The sequence below is a fragment of the Streptomyces cinnabarinus genome (assembly GCF_027270315.1).
Lineage (GTDB): Bacteria > Actinomycetota > Actinomycetes > Streptomycetales > Streptomycetaceae > Streptomyces > Streptomyces cinnabarinus.
The window spans coordinates 8826163-8842790 of record NZ_CP114413.1 but is presented as its reverse complement, the minus strand read 5'-3'; the positions used below and the strand labels follow the sequence as shown (position 1 = coordinate 8842790).

At 71.5% G+C, this 16628-nt stretch carries 13 protein-coding genes; 2 read left to right on the top strand and 11 right to left on the bottom strand.

The window, feature by feature from the left end:
• Nucleotides 1–8: 8 nt before the first annotated feature.
• From narI to STRCI_RS39850, 4 genes are read right to left on the bottom strand one after another with little or no spacing between them, the layout of a single operon-like run.
• Nucleotides 9–764 (bottom strand): respiratory nitrate reductase subunit gamma, encoded by a 756-nt coding sequence (gene narI / locus STRCI_RS39865; protein ID WP_269663897.1) that lies wholly within the window; start codon nucleotides 762–764, stop codon nucleotides 9–11.
• The gene (gene narJ / locus STRCI_RS39860; protein ID WP_269663896.1) at nucleotides 761–1408 is read right to left on the bottom strand and encodes a nitrate reductase molybdenum cofactor assembly chaperone; all 648 of its coding nucleotides are present in this window, start codon (nucleotides 1406–1408) and stop codon (nucleotides 761–763) included. The genes narI and narJ overlap by 4 nt, the downstream gene beginning before the upstream one ends.
• A complete protein-coding gene (gene narH, locus STRCI_RS39855) occupies nucleotides 1405–3078 on the bottom strand; it encodes a nitrate reductase subunit beta (protein WP_269663895.1) in 1674 nt (557 codons plus the stop codon). Before narH ends, narJ begins: the two co-directional genes overlap by 4 nt.
• Nucleotides 3078–6794 carry a nitrate reductase subunit alpha gene (locus STRCI_RS39850; protein WP_418953428.1) on the bottom strand — a complete coding sequence of 1239 codons (3717 nt, stop codon included), beginning with the start codon at nucleotides 6792–6794 and terminating at the stop codon, nucleotides 3078–3080. Before STRCI_RS39850 ends, narH begins: the two co-directional genes overlap by 1 nt.
• Before the next feature lie 270 nt (nucleotides 6795–7064).
• Between STRCI_RS39850 and STRCI_RS39845 the strand changes: the two genes are divergently transcribed.
• A complete protein-coding gene (locus tag STRCI_RS39845; protein ID WP_269663894.1) occupies nucleotides 7065–7931 on the top strand; it encodes a potassium channel family protein in 867 nt (288 codons plus the stop codon).
• On the opposite strand, the gene STRCI_RS39840 is transcribed toward STRCI_RS39845, so the two are convergent.
• Nucleotides 7904–8398: a hemerythrin domain-containing protein gene (locus STRCI_RS39840; protein ID WP_269663893.1), complete on the bottom strand. Its 495-nt coding sequence runs from the start codon at nucleotides 8396–8398 to the stop codon at nucleotides 7904–7906. The two genes, STRCI_RS39845 and STRCI_RS39840, sit on opposite strands and share 28 nt — an antisense overlap.
• A 43-nt stretch (nucleotides 8399–8441) precedes the next feature.
• Entirely contained in the window at nucleotides 8442–9725 is a 1284-nt protein-coding gene (locus STRCI_RS39835) for an MFS transporter (protein ID WP_418953426.1), read from the bottom strand.
• Nucleotides 9726–9930: 205 nt separating this feature from the next.
• On the opposite strand from STRCI_RS39835, the gene STRCI_RS39830 reads away from it, so the two are divergent.
• Nucleotides 9931–10368, top strand: a complete 438-nt coding sequence (locus STRCI_RS39830) for a pyridoxamine 5'-phosphate oxidase family protein (protein WP_269663892.1) — start codon at nucleotides 9931–9933, stop codon at nucleotides 10366–10368.
• A gap of 23 nt (nucleotides 10369–10391) precedes the next feature.
• Here STRCI_RS39830 and STRCI_RS39825 read toward each other — a convergent pair whose 3' ends face one another.
• The 5 genes from STRCI_RS39825 to STRCI_RS39805 form a co-directional block, all read right to left on the bottom strand.
• Nucleotides 10392–11138, bottom strand: a complete 747-nt coding sequence (locus STRCI_RS39825; protein ID WP_269663891.1) for a phosphotransferase family protein — start codon at nucleotides 11136–11138, stop codon at nucleotides 10392–10394.
• 75 nt (nucleotides 11139–11213) lie between these two features.
• On the bottom strand, nucleotides 11214–12194 hold the full coding sequence (locus STRCI_RS39820; protein ID WP_269663890.1) for an Acg family FMN-binding oxidoreductase: 981 nt from the start codon (nucleotides 12192–12194) through the stop codon (nucleotides 11214–11216).
• Between the two features lie 32 nt (nucleotides 12195–12226).
• Nucleotides 12227–12673, bottom strand: a complete 447-nt coding sequence (locus STRCI_RS39815; RefSeq protein ID WP_269663889.1) for a hypothetical protein — start codon at nucleotides 12671–12673, stop codon at nucleotides 12227–12229.
• On the bottom strand, nucleotides 12673–15297 hold the full coding sequence (locus STRCI_RS39810; RefSeq protein WP_269663888.1) for a multicopper oxidase domain-containing protein: 2625 nt from the start codon (nucleotides 15295–15297) through the stop codon (nucleotides 12673–12675). The genes STRCI_RS39815 and STRCI_RS39810 overlap by 1 nt, the downstream gene beginning before the upstream one ends.
• Nucleotides 15294–16562: a TIGR04053 family radical SAM/SPASM domain-containing protein gene (locus STRCI_RS39805; RefSeq protein WP_269663887.1), complete on the bottom strand. Its 1269-nt coding sequence runs from the start codon at nucleotides 16560–16562 to the stop codon at nucleotides 15294–15296. The genes STRCI_RS39810 and STRCI_RS39805 overlap by 4 nt, the downstream gene beginning before the upstream one ends.
• Nucleotides 16563–16628: the final 66 nt, after the last annotated feature.

The window sequence follows — 16628 nt, the reverse complement described above, 5'->3', positions numbered from 1 at the left end:
GGTGACCGTCAGCCCGTGCGTTCCCAGCCGCGGCGCGGGGCCCGGGCGCCGAGCCCGGTGTCCCGGCTGCGGTAGACGATGTAGGGGCGGGTGACGTAGCCGAGTGGTGCGGTGAGCATGTGCACCAGCCGGGTGAACGGCCAGAACGCGAACAGCAGCAGGGCGCTGGCCGCGTGGAGCTGGAACAGCACCGGCGCTTCGCTCATCAGGTGTGGGTCGGGCTGGAGGTAGAAGACGGAGCGGAACCAAGGGGAGATGGTCTCGCGGTAGTTGTAGCCGCCGCCCAGGGCGTTCGCGGCCACCGTGGCGGACAGGCCAAGGACGATGGTCACCGTGAGGGAGACGTACATCGCCTTGTCGTTGCGGGTGGTGGCCGAGAAGACGGGTCCGACCGTGCGGCGCCGGTAGATCAGGATGGCCAGCCCGCCGACGGTGGCGATGCCCGCGATGACGCCGAGGGTGAGGGCGAAGACGTGGTAGACGTCCTCGCTGATACCGGCCGCTTCGGTCCAGCTCTCCGGAATGACCAAGCCGGCGATGTGGCCCAGGAGCACCATCAGGACGCCGAAGTGGAACAACGGGCTGCCGATGCTCAGCAGCCGCCCCTCGTACAGCTGGGAGGAGCGGGTGGTCCAGCCGAACTTGTCGTAGCGGTAGCGCCAGACGTGGCCGAGGACGAACACCGCGAGGACGACGTAGGGCAGGACGACCCACAACAGGATGCCGCCGGTGCCGGTCTCCGCCGCCAAGGTGGAAGGCTTCATCGTGGACCTCCTACGACGGGGTCGGGCAGGAGCACGGGGGACGCGTACGGATCGAGGCCGACCTGTTCCTCGGGCGGGCCCTGGGCGGCCAGGCGCAGGACGGCTTCGCGGTCGTCGCCGGCGAGGGCGGGAAGGGTGGCGGAGACGGAGTCCAGGACGTGCGCCCATGGCGAGGCGGCGTCGCGCAGGGCCAGGCGCAGCAGTTCCAGACCGGCGCGGTGTTCGGTGAGCAGCCGTGCTCCGGTGGCGGGCTCGGCCGCGGCGAATTCGAGGACGACGGCGAGATGGTCGGGCAGTTCGTCGTCGGTGAGCCGCCACCCGGCTTCGGCGTAGGTCTGCTTCAGACGCAGCAGGGCGGTGCCGCGCTTCCTGGTGTCGCCGTGCGCGTAGTAGGTCAGGAAGAGGCAGCAGCGCTTGCGATGGTCGAAGGTGGCGACGTAGTCGGCGGCGAGTTCCGGCAGCGGGGTGCGATCGGCCTGCTCGGCGAAGCGCGTCAGAGGAGTGCCGACCGGACTCGGCTGGGTGGCGGCGACTTGGAGGGCCAAGGTGAGGTGCTGCGTGAGCCGGTCGTCGGGGTAGGCCAGCAGCAGCGACTGGGCCTGCCAGGCGAGCGCGTTGCGGGCGTCGGCGGCCAAGGGCTTCATGAGGCGGTGCCGTTCTCGTCGTCCGTGGCGGGCGGGAACAGGCCGGGTGGGGTGCCTTTGCCGTCCCAGTTGAGGAGGTTGAGGCGGGTGGCCCGGTCGGTGGGGACGGTGGGGGTGTCGGAGGCCTGGCGGTCGCGCAGGGCCCGGTAGTTCTCCACCGCGATGGGCGCGGCGCCGCCGGAGGTCTCGCCGAAGGGGCCGGAGCCGCCCATCCCCGGGCCGCCCGCGTAGTCGAGGCTGCACTCGGTGGCCAGCTCCTCCAGCCTGTGGGCCTGTTCGGCGTGGGCGGGCGGGATGACATACCGCTCGTCGTACTTGGCCAGGGCCAGCAGCCGGTACATGTCGTAGAGCTGCTCGCCGCTCATGCCGACCGACTTGGGGATGGTGTCGTCCGGATCCCGGCCGAGGTTGATGTCGCGCATGTAGGAGCGCATGGCGGCCAGCCGGCGCAGCACCGCGTCCACGGGGGCCGGATCGCCGGCGGTGAAGAGCTGGGCGAGGTAGTCGACGGGGATGCGCAGCGCGTCGACGGCGGCGAAGAGGTTCTGGTGCCGCTCGGCGTCGTGGCCGGTGTCGCGGACGGCGTCGACGACCGGGGACAGCGGGGGGATGTACCAGACCATGGGCAGGGTGCGGTACTCCGGGTGCAGCGGCAGGGCCACCTTGTAGGTGTTGATCAGGGAGTGGACCGGGGAGCGTTGGGCGGCCTCGATCCAGTCCCGGGGAATGCCCGCCCTCTCGGCCTCGGCGATGACCTGGGGGTCGTCGGGGTCGAGGAAGACCTTCCGCTGAGCCTCGTACAGGCCGGTGTCGTCCGGGGTGGAGGCGGCTTCGAGGACGCGGTCGGCGTCGTAGAGGACGAGGCCGATGTAGCGCAGCCGGCCGACGCAGGTCTCGGAGCAGACGGTGGGCAGACCGACCTCCACGCGCGGGAAGCAGAAGGTGCACTTCTCGGCCTTGCCGGTGCGGTGATTGAAGTAGATCTTCTTGTACGGGCAGCCCGTGACGCACATCCGCCAGCCCCGGCAGCGGTCCTGGTCGACCAGCACGATGCCGTCCTCCTCCCGCTTGTAGATCGCGCCGGAGGGGCAGGAGGCAGCGCAGGACGGGTTGAGGCAGTGCTCGCAGATGCGCGGCAGGTAGAACATGAAGGTCTGCTCGAACTCGAACCTGATCTTCTCCGAGACCTCGTTGAGCAGGACGTCCCGCTCACTGGTCGCGGCCGATCCGCCGAGGTCGTCGTCCCAGTTCGCCGACCAGGAGATCTTCATGTCCTTGCCGGTGATGAGGGACTTGGGGCGGGCGACCGGGGTGTGCTCCTGGAGCGGGGCGTTGGTCAGGGTCTCGTAGTCGTACGTCCACGGCTCGTAGTAGTCGTCCAGCGACGGCAGGACCGGGTTGGAGAAGATCTGGATGAGCTTCTTGAACCGTCCGCCCGCCTTCAGCGCCAGCCGGCCGCGCTTGTTCAGTTCCCAGCCGCCCTTCCAGGTGTCCTGGTCCTCGTAGCGGCGGGGGTAGCCCTGGCCGGGGCGGGTCTCGACGTTGTTGAACCAGACGTACTCGACGCCGGTGCGGTTGGTCCATGCCTGTTTGCAGGTGACCGAACAGGTGTGGCAGCCGATGCACTTGTCGAGGTTCATCACCATCGCCATCTGGGCCATGACGCGCATCAGTAGGTCACCTCCTGGTCGGCGCGGCGGCGGATGACGGTGACCTCGTCGCGCTGGTTGCCGGTCGGGCCGAGGTAGTTGAAGGCGTAGGAGAGCTGGGCGTAGCCGCCGATGAGATGGCTGGGTTTGATCAGCAGGCGGGTCAGGGAGTTGTGGATGCCGCCGCGCCGGCCCGTGGTCTCGGTGCGGGGCACGTCGATGAGCCGGTCCTGGGCGTGGTGCATGTAGACGGTGCCCTCGGGCATGCGGTGCGAGACGACCGCGCGGGCGGCGACCACGCCGTTGCGGTTGACCGCCTCGATCCAGTCGTTGTCGTGCACGCCGATCTTCGCCGCGTCCTCCTTGCTCATCCAGATCGTGGGGCCGCCCCGGGACAGGGAGAGCATGAACAGGTTGTCCTGGTACTCGGAGTGGATCGACCACTTGTTGTGCGGGGTCAGGTAGCGGACGGTCACGCCGAGTTCCCCGACGTCCCCGAGGCGTGGCTCGCCGAACAGGGAGTCCATGTTCAAGGGCGGCCGGTAGACGGGCAGTTGCTCGCCCAGCGCGGCGATCCAGTCGTGGTCGAGGTAGAAGTGCTGGCGGCCGGTGAGGGTGTGCCAGGGCTTGAGGCGCTCCACGTTGACGGTGAACGGGGAGTAGCGGCGCCCGCCGGTCTCCGAGCCCGACCACTCCGGGGACGTGATCACGGGGACGGGGGCGGCCTGGGTGTCGGCGAAGGTGATCCGCTTGCCCTCGTGCTCGGCCGCCAGGTCCGCCAGTCGGGTGCCAGTACGGGCTTCCAGGGTGTGGAAGCCCTGCGTGGCCAAGTGCCCGTTGGTGGTGCCGGACAGGGCCAGGATCGCCTCGCAGGCGTGCACGTCCCGCGCGATCGACGGCCGTCCGTCGGCCGCACCACCGCGCACGGTGCCGTTCTTGCGCCGCAGGTAGTCCAGTTCGCGGTCGAGCTTGAAGGTGACTCCCTTGGTGGTGGCACCGAGGGAGTCGAGCAGCGGGCCGAGGGCGCTCATCTTGTCGGCGACGGCGCCGTAGTCCCGCTCGACGGTGAGGAGTTTAGGCATGGTGCGGCCGGGGACCGGCTCGCACTCCCCCGCCTTCCAGTCGCGGACCCGGCCGTGCGGGGTGGCCAGTTCGTCGGGGGTGTCGTGCAGCAGCGGGGCGGCGATCACGTCCGTGCGGACGCCGAGATGCGCGGCGGCCTGGCGGCTGAACTCCTTGGCCAGGGTGTGGAAGGCGTCCCAGTCGGTGCGGGTCTGCCAGGGCGGTGCGATCGCCGGGTTGAAGGCGTGCACGAAGGGGTGCATGTCCGTGCTGGACAGGTCGTGCTTCTCGTACCAGGTCGCGGCGGGCAGGACGACATCGGAGAAGACTGTGGTGCTGGTCATGCGGAAGTCCAGCGCCAGCAGCAGGTCGAGCTTGCCGGTCGGGGCCTCCTCCCGCCATACGACGTCCCTGGGCCGGGCGTCCGGCGGCGCCTCGGTGGCGCGCGCCGAGGCGTCGGTGCCGAGCAGGTGCTTGAGGAAGTACTCGTTGCCCTTGGCCGAGGAGCCCAGCAGGTTGGCCCGCCACACGGTCAGCACCCGCGGGAAGTTCTCCGGTGCGTCCGGGTCCTCGCCCGCGAACCGCAGCCGACCCGCCTTGAGTTCCTCCACGATGTGCTCGGCGACCGGGCAGTCCGCGGCGGTTGCCTCGTCGGCGAGGTCCAGCGGGTTGCGGTCGAAGGTCGGGTACGACGGCATCCAGCCCATGCGCGCGGACTGGGCGATGACGTCGGCGGTGGTCTTCCCGGCCAACGGGCCACCCGCGTCGGCCGCGGCGAGGGTGTCGGCGGAGAACGGGTCGTAGCGGAACTGGTCGCTGTGCAGGTACCAGTACGCGGTCTGGATCATCAGCCGGGCGGGCCGGTTCCAGTCGGCGGCCGTCGCGATCGACTGGTAGCCGGTGATCGGGCGCACCTTCTCCTGGCCCACGTAGTGCGCCCAGCCGCCCCCGTTGACCCCCTGGCAGCCCGTCAGCGTGGTCAGGGTCAGGAACGCGCGATAGATCGTGTCGGAGTGGAACCAGTGGTTGGTCCCAGCCCCCATGATGATCATCGAACGTCCGCCGGACTCCTCGGCGTTGGCGGCGAACTCCCGGGCGATACGCGCCGCCCTGTCCGCGTCCACGCCGGTGATCGCCGCCTGCCAGGCCGGGGTGCAGGGCTCCTCGGCGTCGTCGTACGACGTCGGCCACTTGCCCGGCAGCCCCAGGCGCCCGACGCCGTACTGGGCGAGGAGCAGGTCGAACACCGTGGTCACCAGGCGGCCTGCGACCCGTCGCACCGGCACCCCGCGCCGCAGCCGGCGCGGACCGCCGTCCGGGGCGTCGAACCGCGGCAGCTCCACGACCACGGGTTCCTCGTCCCCGCCGGCGGCCGACAGCAGAGGATCGACGCCGCCGAGGTCGAGGTTCCACTTCCCGGCGCCGGAATCGCCGTAGCGGTCGCCGAGGGTGCCGTTCGGCACCACGGGGAGCCCGGTGGCGCTGTCCAGCAGGACGGTGCGGAACTCCGCGTGCTCCGCCGCGGCGTGCTCGCCGCCCAGGTCCGCGGCGGTCAGGAACTTGCCCGGCACACAGGAGCCGTCCTCGCGCTCCTCGACAGCGACCAGGAAGGGCAGGTCCGTGTACTGCTTGACGTACGAGGTGAAGTACTCCGTCCGCCGGTCGACGAAGAACTCCTTGAGGATGACGTGGCCCATGGCCATCGCCAGGGCGCCGTCGGTGCCGGGCTGGGCCGGCAGCCACTCGTCGGCGAACTTCACGTTGTCCGCGTAGTCGGGCGACACGGCGACGACCTTCTGGCCCCGGTAGCGGGCCTCGGCCATCCAGTGCGCGTCCGGTGTACGGGTCACGGGCAGGTTGGAGCCCCACATGATGAGGTATCCGGCGTCCCACCAGTCCCCGGACTCGGGTACGTCGGTCTGGTCGCCGAACATCTGCGGGGAGGCCACGGGCAGGTCGGCGTACCAGTCGTAGAACGACAGCATCGCCCCGCCGAGCAGCGAGTAGAAGCGGGCTCCGGCCGCGTGCGAGACCATCGACATCGCCGGGATCGGCGAGAACCCGGCCAGCCGGTCCGGCCCGTACTCCTTGATGGTGTGCACATGCGCGGCGGCGACCAGCTCCACCGCCTCGTCCCAACTCGCCCGCACCAGACCGCCCTTGCCGCGGGCCCCCTTGTAGCGGGCGGCCCGCTCCGGGTCGGAGACGACGTCGGCCCAGGCCGCGACCGGGTCACCCAGCCGCTCTTTGGCCTCGCGGTACATCTGGAGGAGCACGCCGCGTATGTACGGGTAGCGCACTCGGGTGGGCGAGTAGGTGTACCAGGAAAAAGCGGCGCCGCGCGGGCAGCCGCGCGGCTCGTACTCGGGGCGGTCCGGTCCGACCGACGGGTAGTCGGTCTGCTGTGCCTCCCAGGTGATGATGCCGTCCTTGACGTACACCTTCCACGAGCACGATCCGGTGCAGTTCACCCCGTGCGTGGAACGCACCACCTTGTCGTGCGACCAGCGGTCCCGGTAGAACTCGTCCGCCTGCCGGCCGCCCTTTCGGTGCAAGGTACGCAGGTCGTCGGAGACCTCCGCCCGGGTGAAGAACCGGCGGCTGCGCACCAGCGCCTCCGCCAGCTCGCTGTCCAAGGCCGCCTGCGGCTGTTCCCCGCCGGTCTTCGCGCTCACCGTGCCACTCCCCCCGGGTGTCACGAGCACCCGTGCGACTTCGTGATCGGTTCGGGCCGCCTACGACTGTACGACCGTCCCCCGGAAGGTCAACAGCCACACCGCAAAACAACGTGCGCCGAGTAAGGAGGGCGAGGACAAGAACGAATCGCAGGCCGTTCGGCCGGTGCGGCGCAATCACCCGACAGCGGGCCGGGCGTGTACGTGATCGCGTCCGGGCCGGGGCAGCCGCATGCTGGATCCGGAGGCCTGCGTGTCCGGGGAGGTCGCATGGAATGGCTGGTCACACTGATCGGCGCGGCAATGGTGATGATCATCCTGCGGGATGTCTTTCACACACTGTGGCACCCCACGCGCCACGGTGGACTGAGCAGGTTCGTCATGACGCTGTTGTGGCGGCTGTCCACCCGGGGCCGCAAGAGCCCGAGGGCCGCGGGCCTGGCCGGCCCCGTCGGCATGGTGGCCGTTGTGGCGACGTGGGCCTGCGCGATGGCCGTGGGCTGGGCCCTGGTGTACTGGCCGCACATGCCGGAAGCGTTCTCCTTCTCCGGCACGCTGAAGCCGTCCGAACACTCCGGTCCCGTCGACGCCCTGTACCTCTCTCTGGTGACTGTCGCCACCCTCGGCCTGGGCGACATCGCGCCCTCGGCCGATTGGCTCCGGGTCGTGGCGCCTTTGGAGGCCATGCTCGGCTTCGCGCTACTGACAGCCACCGTCTCCTGGATTCTCGGCATCTATCCGGCCCTGGCCCGCCGACGGGCGCTGGCACTGCGCATCTCCCAGTTACGCCGCGCCGGCCCGGCGACCGCTCATCTGGCCTCTGACGCCGGAGCCGCCGTCCTCGACCAGCTCGCCGCCGACATCGCCCACGCCTGCGTGGACTTCCTTCAGTACCCCGAGTCGTACTACTTCCACGACGGACTGAGTGACACCTCGCTGGCCCTCAACCTCGGTCACGTCGCCGATCTCGCCGAGCGGACACGGCGGTCCGGGCACTCGGGTGCCCGGACCGCCGCCGCGGTGCTCGCCACCTCACTCGACGACCTCGCCACGGTGCTCGACGAGCGTTTCCTGCATACCCGGGGAAACCGGCAGCAGGTTCTGTCCGCCTACGCCCGCGACCACGCCGGCCGCTGATCCGGCCGGGACAGAGTGCTGCCCGCCTTTGCACGCGCCGCCTCCACCGCTTCCCACTCCTCGGTGCTCAGGTTGGCAAGCGCGGCCGGGAAGACGCCGTCCTGCTCCTTGAGGATGTGATCGCGCAGCAGCGCCATCGCGCTCATCAGCCGGTCCGGCCAGCCCGGGTCCGTCAGATACGGCCCGTCCGCCTCGGCCAGCACCGCCTCGATACGGCGGTGCTCGTCCTCCAACGCGGCGATCTGCTCGGGGAATTCGGCGGCCAGAGCCGGGAACAGACCGTGCTCCTCCACCTGGGTGTGCGGGCCCAGCACGGCCGTGATCTCGCGGGCGAGCTCGGCCATCCGGGCGACGGCGCCGTCGCGCCGGGCATCCCGTACGAAGCTGATGAGGCTGACGACCCTCTCATGCTCCTGGGTCAGTTCGTCGATGGTCTCCAGGGCCTGGCAGCCGCAGTACTCGCACACCGGTGTCTCTCCCCTTCTTCCTGTTCTTCCTGGTCCATTGGCCTTACGCGGTGGTGGCCGCGGTGCGCTGCTCGCCCTGGCGGCCGGTGCTCGACGGGCGCTCTCCGCCTTCGACTGCGGTGCGCACACCGGTGAGGGTGAAGGCCAGCGCGGCGGCGGCCACGATCGCGAGCAGGGCCAGGCCGGCCGCGTACGTCCCGTACTGCCCGTACAGCGTGCCCATCACCAGCGGCGGCAGGAAGCCGCCCAGACCGCCGGCGGCGCCGACCACTCCGGTGACCGAGCCGACCTGGTTGGCCGGGGTGAGCAGCGCCACCAGGGCGAACGTCGCTCCGCTGCCCGCGCCGAGTGCGGCCGCCATGGACAGGAAGGCGATGGTGCCCACGGGTGCCAGGGCCGGGGTGAAGGACTGTACGACCGCTCCGGCCACGACCACGGCCAGCGAGCCGGCCAGCACCCGGACCGGGCCGATCCGGTCCGACAGCCAGCCGCCGATCGGGCGCATCGCCACTGCCAGCAGGACGAAGCCCGCCATGCGGTTGGCCGCGTCGGCCTGGGTGAGGCCGTAGCCGGTCTTGAGGTACGTGGGCAGGTAGACCGAGAAGGCGACGTAGCCGCCGAAGGCGACCGCGTACAGCGCGGAGGCCTGCCAGGTGATCCCCAGCTTCAGGGTGGCGCCCAGGCGACGGGCCAGCGGCTCGGTCGGCACGGTGCGGCCGGGCGCGTCGCGCAGCAGCAGTGCGGCGGCCACCGCGTACACGGCCAGGACCGCGGCGGTGATCAGGAACGGGGTGGCCATGCTGTTGGCGTCGACCAGCTTCACCGTGGTGAGTGCGCTGATCGCCGTACCGCCCATTCCGGCGCCGAAGACACCGATGGCCAGGCCGCGCCGCTCGGGCGGGAACCAGGCGTTGACGAGCGGCACGCCCACGGCGAAGGCGGTGCCGCCGATGCCGAGGAAGAAGCCGCCGACCAGCAGGGCGGCGAGGGAGTCGTGCCCGGCCAGGCCGAGGTAGAGCACCGGCACGATGGTGACTGCCGACACGATCGGGAACATGACGCGTCCGCCGAACCGGTCGGTCAGGGCGCCGACCGGGATGCGGCCCAGGGAACCGACCACGACCGGCACCGCCACCAGCAGGGACTGCTCGAAGGACGACAGGTCCAGGCCGTCCTTGAACCGCGGGCCGAGCGGGCTGAGCAGGGCCCACGCCCAGAAGTTCACCGCGAACCCGACCGTGGCGAGCGCCAGCATCAGCCAGGCTCGGCCGGACACCGGCGCACCCGACGGTGAGCTGTCGCTCTTCGACTTCAACGGCTGGACCATGGTGTCCGCCCTTTCCTTGTCCTGGTGGTACGGCGCCACAGGCCTCTTGCCGGTGGAACGCCGTCCCCTCACCACTGTCCGCGACAGAGATCATCAGAGGCATGGGCCATGAGTCCCTCCCGACGGCCGGACGGTCCCCGAGGTCGTCGGGTGGAAGGGCCGGTCGGCCCTACCGCCGCCCGACGGTCACGGGGACGATGGACTGATGTTCCAGAACGACGCCTTTCGCGCCCTTGAGCGGCAGGAGTGCCTGCGCCTGCTGGGCAAGGTGCCGGTGGGCCGCGTGGTCTACACCCGTCAGGCGCTGCCCGCGGTCCTCCCCATCAATTTCTCCTTGGACACGGACGCCTCCGTGCTGCTGCGCACCTCGTCGGACTCGGATCTCGTCCGCGCCATCGACGGCGTCGTCGTCGCCTTCGAAGTGGACGAGTTCGACGCGGCGACCCGCTCCGGCTGGAGCGTCGTCGTCACCGGACGGGCCGGCGTGGTGACCGATCCCGCCGAGCGCGAGCGGCTCGCGCAGACCGGCCCCACGTCCTGGATGCCCCTGCGGGACTCAGTGTTCGTACGCATCGAGGCGGAGATGGTCACCGGCCGTGAGCTCGGCAGGGCTCGACCGGATGCGCTCGCCGACCACAGCTGACCGAGGGGGCTCTCCGGAGCTGCTCACATCCGGGATCTCAGCACGTCGACCTCGCAGCCCGGCGCGAAGGCGTCGAAGCCGTGCTCCATCAGCCAGCGGACCACCAGCAGGCTGCGTACCGACCACCACCCACGGATCACGTCGAGGTCGACGTCGGTGCCATAGCCGGCGAGGACGTCGTCGAGGCGCTCCTCGTGTCCGAGCGTGAAGGTGGCGAGGTCGTAGAGGGCATCGCCCTGGCCGGCCTCGGACCAGTCGATGATGCCGGTGACCTCGTCGCCGTGGACGAAGACATGCGCGATCTGCAGGTCACCGTGCGTGAACGCAGGAATCCACGGCCGGAGCGCGGCCTCGGCGACCTGGCGGTTGCGGGCGACCAGGTCGGCGGGCAGGGCGCCGCTCGTCACAAGCGCCTCGCACTCTTCGTCGAGTTCCGCCACCAGCTCGCTCACGCTCCGTCCTGCCCGGCCAAGCCGGGGCGGCAGGGGCGCGTCGTGCAGCTTCCGGATGGCGGCGCCCGCCGCGGCCCACGCCGCCGGCGACCCGGTCACCGGCCCGCCCAGGCGCCCCAGCGTCGTCCCCGGGACCGCGGCGATCGCGAGCACGGGCGGCCTGCACCACAGGACCTCCGGGGTCGGGACCGGTGCCAGGGCCATCACCTCGGCCTCGACGTCGATGCGCGCCTGATCGGCGTCCACCTTCAGGAACACGTCGCCGACGCGCAGAGTCGCACGCTCGGAATGGGCGACGACGACCTCGACCTCGTCCATGGGCGACCAGTATCCCGGCGCCGGCCGCCGCCGTCGCCGGGTTTGTGGCCTGCGGATGCGCGGCCGGCCGGAGTCCTAGGCGGCGCAGTCCCCGGGTCCTCGCGGTGTGCCGGGGCCGTCCGGGCCGTAGCCGAACCGGATCAGCATGTGCGGGTGACACCGCTTGTGTCGCGGCGGGGCCACCGCGTCCCGCAGGTCGGACCATTCCATGGCCTGGTGCAGGAGCGACGTGCGCAGCCCGTGCGCGGTCGCCGTGAGGAGGACGTACTGGAGGGCCTGCCCGGCGCGCAGCCAGTCGTCCCTGCGGTCGTGGGGCGTCCACAGCAGGGCCAGCTGGATGTGGCGTTCGAAGAACAGCGCGGGCCGGTGGACGACGGACCGGGGGCCGGTGAAGTCCCGCATCGGTATCCGCCTGCCCGCGTCCGGCGGGCCGAGGGCGGAGGCGGGGATGCCGTAGGAGCTGTCCGCTCCCGGGGCGTTGATCCAGGCGAGGGTTTCGGCGGCGCGGTCCGGGTGGGAGTGGTTACGGGCCTCGCCCGCGGCGGTCAGGCGCAGCAGACGCCGCCTCCCGGCGAAGTCCGGTACGTGCAGGCGGGCGCCCGCGGCCTGCGCGGCCGTGGTCATCTCCGCCACGATCGGCTCGGGCACCGGGCGGCCGGTGAACGGCATCCGGCTGGTGTGCCGCCGTGCGATGGCCTGGTAGAGCCCGGAGTCCGACGGCTCGTGGTCCGGGTCGAGCGGGCCGGTCAGCCGTACGGCGGCCAGAAGGCCGGGATCACGGTGGTCCGGCAGCAGCCGCACGTCCGGTCGCCAGCCCAGGTGGACGGCGGCGAGGCGGAGGTTGAAGACCGCGGCGCCCACGGACAGATACTGGGCGCGGTGCGTCGGGTCGGTCAGCGGCAGTGTCCGCTCCGGCGCCGAACGGACCTCCAGCACCTGGCTGTCGTGGTCGAGGCGGAAGCGCCAGGGCTGGGTGTTGTGGATCGACGGTGCGGCCACGGCGGCCGCCAGGAGCGACTCTATGGTGGCTGCGTCCAGGACGGTCCGGGTGCGCATGATGCCTCCTTCTTCTTCGTCGTGGGCGCCGGTCATGTGGCGGGCAGTGCGGTGGCGAGCAGGACGACGCCGAGGGAGCCGACGAGGGAGACGACCGCCAGGGCCCGGGCCAGCTCGGCGCGCCCCTTGGCGTGCGCGATGCCGTGTCCGGCAGCGGCGAGCATCACCACCACGAACAGGGCGAGTTTGGTCGCGAGGGTGCGGCCGTAGCCGGGTTCGGCGAGGGAGGCCCAGGTGACGCCCTTGTGCCAGGCCATGGCCAGGCCGGTGGCCAGCTGGACGGGCAGGAAGATGGCTCCGGTCAGCATCCCGAACCGACGGCCGGCCGCGGCGGTGAAGGTGTCCTTGGCCTCCGAGGCGAGCACGTGGCGGGCCAGTGGCAGGATCACCAGGGACAGGGCCAGTTGGCCGCCGACCCACAGGGCGGCGCCGGCCACGTGCGCGAACCGCACCAGGGACCACCAGCCGACGGTGTCCATCAGTGGCTCGCCTCCACCATGCCGTGCGCGCCGGCCTCGGCGTGGCGCATGTCGTGGTCGACGAAGGCGTAGTGCCCGGCCTCGGGGAACGTCGTCTCGACGAAGCCGCCCTGCGCCGGGGCCAGGTCCAGCACCTGCGCGCCGCCCGCGTCGCCGGGCTTCAGCGAGTAGGCGCCCTCCTTGTACACGGTGTCAAAGACGGTGCCGACGATGTGGAAGGCGATTCCGTCGCTGGGGCCCGCGGCAATGACCCAGAAGCGGGCCCGCTCTCCGGCCTTCGCCTTCAGGGGCGCTTTCCCGTACTGGTTCGCGATGCCGTTGAACGCCCAGGCGTCCGGGGTGTTCTGACGCATCTTCGTCACCTGGGCGGTGCTGCCGGGTGTGCCGAGGTAGAGCTCGGAGGAGACCAGCACATACTCGCGGTCGACCTTCGCCAGACCGGGCGGGTCGATGATCACGGCGCCGTACATGCCGTTGCCCATGTGCTGGAGCATCGGTGAGGTGCTGCAGTGGTACAGCCATGCCCCGGCCTTCTCGGCACGGAACCGGTAGACCAGCCGCTCGCCCGCTTCGATGGTGCGCATGGGCTTGTCGGGGGCGAGGGCGCCGGCGTGGAAGTCGATGCCGTGGCCCATGCCTTCGTCGTCGTTGACGAGGGTGATCTCGAAGACGTCGCCGATCTTGCCGCGCAGGGTGGGGCCGGGTGCGGTGCCGCCGAAGGTCCACATCTGCTGCTTGACGCCCGGGGCGACTTCGACCGTGGTGTGGGCGGCGTGCAGTTCGACCTTGTGCACCGTGCCGCCGGGCGCGGGGGCCAGTTCGGCGTCGCGTGCCTGCCAGCCGTCGGAGAAGTCGGCGGAGAGATCCAAGCCCTCGTCGGTGGCCACGGTGGTGTGTCCCTCGTGTCCGCCGCTGTGGGTCGCCGCGCCGTCCTTCACGACGATGTCCATGGTCATCCCGGCGGCCCGGTGACCGGGCAGGGTGCACCACGCCTCGCGGTCCTCGGTAACGGTTCCCACGTCGAGGGTGTGGCTGTCGCCCTTGCCGAGCAACGGAGTCGACGGGCCGTCCCCGACCTTGAGGTCGTGGCGCTGGGCGTCGGCGTTGGTGACCTTCAGCCGTAGTGCCGTTCCCTCGGTGACCTCGATCCGGGCCGGGCGGACGCGCATGTCGGCGAGGGTCACGTCGACGGTGCGGGTCACGGTGGCGGCGCCGCCTCCCGCCGCGGAGGCGACGGACGAGTCGTCGGTGTCCCCGCCGCTGTTGGCCGCGAGTACGGCCAGCAGGGTGAGGGCGACGCCCGCGGCCGTGCCCCACACGGCGGGCCGCACTCCGGTGCCCGCGTCCGGCGACGGCCTCCGGCCGGTGCGCACGAGCACGGACGCCGTGAGTGCGAGGAACGCGGCACCGGCGAGCGCGGCCAGCAGTACGCCGGTCGTGGCTGCCCGGCCGGGCAGCGGGAGTGCCGCCAGCGCGACGCCGGTGTTGAGCGCCACCAGCCGCGGCAGCCAGCCCCGTTCGAGGACCGCCCGTACGGCGACACGGTCGTTGGGCCCCTTGCTGAGGACGACCGGGAGCAGGTAGGTGAGCGCACCGATCAGGATCTGGGCGACGAAGCCGACGAGCAGCACCGGGAGCAGGGCGTCGATCCCGGCCTGTGCCGCCGCCAGCGGCCGGGCGGCCAGCCAGGCGAGGTCCGCCGCCACCGCGATCAGCAGCCAGCAGGTGGCCGCGGCGAGCATCCAGGCCGCCGCCGCGGACACCGGCCGGCTGCCGTGCACGGTACGGATGAACAGGTGGGCGGCGAGGGCCGCTCCGGCCGCGTAGAGGACGAGGCCCGCCGCGGCCGGCCAGCGCCAGCCGACGGCCAGGGCGGCGACGGACACCAGCAGCCCGCCGCCGGTCAGGCCCAGCACCCAGCGGGACACCTTCATGGTGCGGTCCTTCATCCGGACGCCCAGCACGGTCGGCCACAGCATGAACAGCGTGCCCAGGACCGGCAGACCGATCCAGCCGAGCAGCGTGACGTGCAGGTGCGCCAGCCGAAGCCCGGCGTACCGGTCCGGGCCCCCGGCACCGCCGCCCGCCAGGAGCCAGCCGAGGACGGCGCCGGCGATGAGGGCCGCCGTGGCCGCCCGGTAGTAGGAGACGATCGGCTTGAGCCGGCCGCCGAGCGCGCCGCGCCCGAGGCGGACCAGCACCACCAGGTGTGCGGTGGCCGCGGACACCAGCAACGCGGCGGATACGGCGGTGAGTACGGGAGTCGCGTTCCACACGCCGATGAGCAGTCCGACCACGGCGAGGTTGGCCGTCGCGAGCCGGGCGGTGCTCCAGCGCTCGTCGGGGATCTTCGCGTGCAGCAGGGCGACGGCGAAGTGTTCGCTCCAGATCAGGATGGCGGTGGTGACGGCACCGAGCAGGAACATGTGCACCGCCAGCCAGCGGGCCACCGGGAGCGACTCCTGCGCCGCGACCGCGAGCAGAGCCAGGGCGAGCCACGCCACGACCAGAACGTGGGCGCGCAGATGGCGGGCCTTCACACCGGACGCCCTGAACCTGCTCGGATATCTGGCGGGTCCGCTCGCGGCGCCGGTCCCGGCGGGCCCGCCGGTGATGCTGGTCATGCCACCCCTTGGTGCTGTGCCGAATCGGCTTGATGCGGTGCGGAACCCGCTCGGTGCTGTGCCGAACCCGCGTCGCCGGGCAGCAGCGCGGCCAACTCCCGCTGGTGCGGGAAGGATCCGGGGACGTATCCGCACCACGGTTCCTCGGCGTACGGATCCCCGGTGACGCCGTACGCCCGGGACCGGGAGCCGCCGCAGACCTTGCGGAACTCGCACGCCCCGCAGCGGCCGCCCAGCCGGTCGGGGTCCCGCAGGGCGGTGAACAGTTCCGAGGTGCGGTAGATCTCCGTCAGCGGTGTCTCGCGCACGCTTCCGGCGCCGAGCGGCAGGAAGCCGCTGGGGTGCACGGTGCCGGTGTGCGAGATGAAGACGAAACCGCGGCCCGCGTTGACGTCCAGGGGCGGGCGCCGTACCCGGCGGGCCGCGTTGTCCAGGCCCAGCTCGGCGACTCGCCCGGTCAACTCCCGGTACAGCGGGCCGAGTCCGAGAGCGGCCACATGGTCCTCGCCCTTGGCGGCGAGGATCTGGCGCTGCAGGGCGACGCGGCGGAAGTGGTGCGCCTCGGTGGTCTTGGCGGGCACGGTCAGGCCCACGTCGAAGACGAAGTTGAGGACATCCTCCACCTCGGTCGCGGACAGCACGCCGAGGCTCTTTCCCCGGCCCGTGGGCACCAGGAAGAAGGCGCTCCACAGCATCGCCCCGTGCTCGGCGACCAGGCGGACGATGTCGGGGAGGTCGTGCAGATTGTGCCGGGCGACGGTGGTGTTGATCTGCACCTTCATGCCGAGGGAGCGGGCCGCGTCCCAGGCGTCCAGGGTCCAGCGGAACACCCCGGGCACCCCGCGGAAGGTGTCGTGGGTCTCGGCGGTGGACCCGTCCAGGCTCAGCGAGAGCCCGACCGCGCCGGCCGCGTGCATCTCGCGCAGCCGCTCCTCGGTGAGCGTCGGGGTACCGGACGGGGACACCGCGACCCGGACTCCGGCCTCCTTGCCGTAGGCGATGAGTTCGTTCAGATCGGGGCGCTGGAACGGGTCGCCGCCGGTGATGACGAAGAGCGGCGCGGGCTGTCCGAAGGCGGCCACCTGGTGCAGCAGGTCCTTGGCCGCGGCGGTGTCCAACTCGCGCTTGTCGCGCAGGGGCACGGCCTCGGCGCGGCAGTGCAGACAGGCCAGCGGGCAGGCCCGGGTGGACTCCCAGATGACGATGAAGGGCCGCTCCCCCGCGTCGTGCCGCTGCCGGCGGATGGCCTGGGCGGGAGCGTTCATCGCACGGCCCTGCCCAGCGCCCTGGGGCTGTGTCCGGCCGCCCTGGAGTCGGGGCAGACGAGGCGG

Coding starts and splice junctions, on each gene's coding strand:
- narI (WP_269663897.1), bottom strand. CDS start 764: ATGAAGCCTTCCACCTTGGCGGCGGAGACCGGCACCGGCGGCATCCTG.
- narJ (WP_269663896.1), bottom strand. CDS start 1,408: ATGAAGCCCTTGGCCGCCGACGCCCGCAACGCGCTCGCCTGGCAGGCC.
- narH (WP_269663895.1), bottom strand. CDS start 3,078: ATGCGCGTCATGGCCCAGATGGCGATGGTGATGAACCTCGACAAGTGC.
- STRCI_RS39845 (WP_269663894.1), top strand. CDS start 7,065: ATGGAATGGCTGGTCACACTGATCGGCGCGGCAATGGTGATGATCATC.
- STRCI_RS39835 (WP_418953426.1), bottom strand. CDS start 9,725: ATGGTCCAGCCGTTGAAGTCGAAGAGCGACAGCTCACCGTCGGGTGCG.
- STRCI_RS39830 (WP_269663892.1), top strand. CDS start 9,931: ATGTTCCAGAACGACGCCTTTCGCGCCCTTGAGCGGCAGGAGTGCCTG.
- STRCI_RS39825 (WP_269663891.1), bottom strand. CDS start 11,138: ATGGACGAGGTCGAGGTCGTCGTCGCCCATTCCGAGCGTGCGACTCTG.
- STRCI_RS39820 (WP_269663890.1), bottom strand. CDS start 12,194: ATGCGCACCCGGACCGTCCTGGACGCAGCCACCATAGAGTCGCTCCTG.
- STRCI_RS39815 (WP_269663889.1), bottom strand. CDS start 12,673: ATGGACACCGTCGGCTGGTGGTCCCTGGTGCGGTTCGCGCACGTGGCC.
- STRCI_RS39810 (WP_269663888.1), bottom strand. CDS start 15,297: ATGACCAGCATCACCGGCGGGCCCGCCGGGACCGGCGCCGCGAGCGGA.
- STRCI_RS39805 (WP_269663887.1), bottom strand. CDS start 16,562: ATGAACGCTCCCGCCCAGGCCATCCGCCGGCAGCGGCACGACGCGGGG.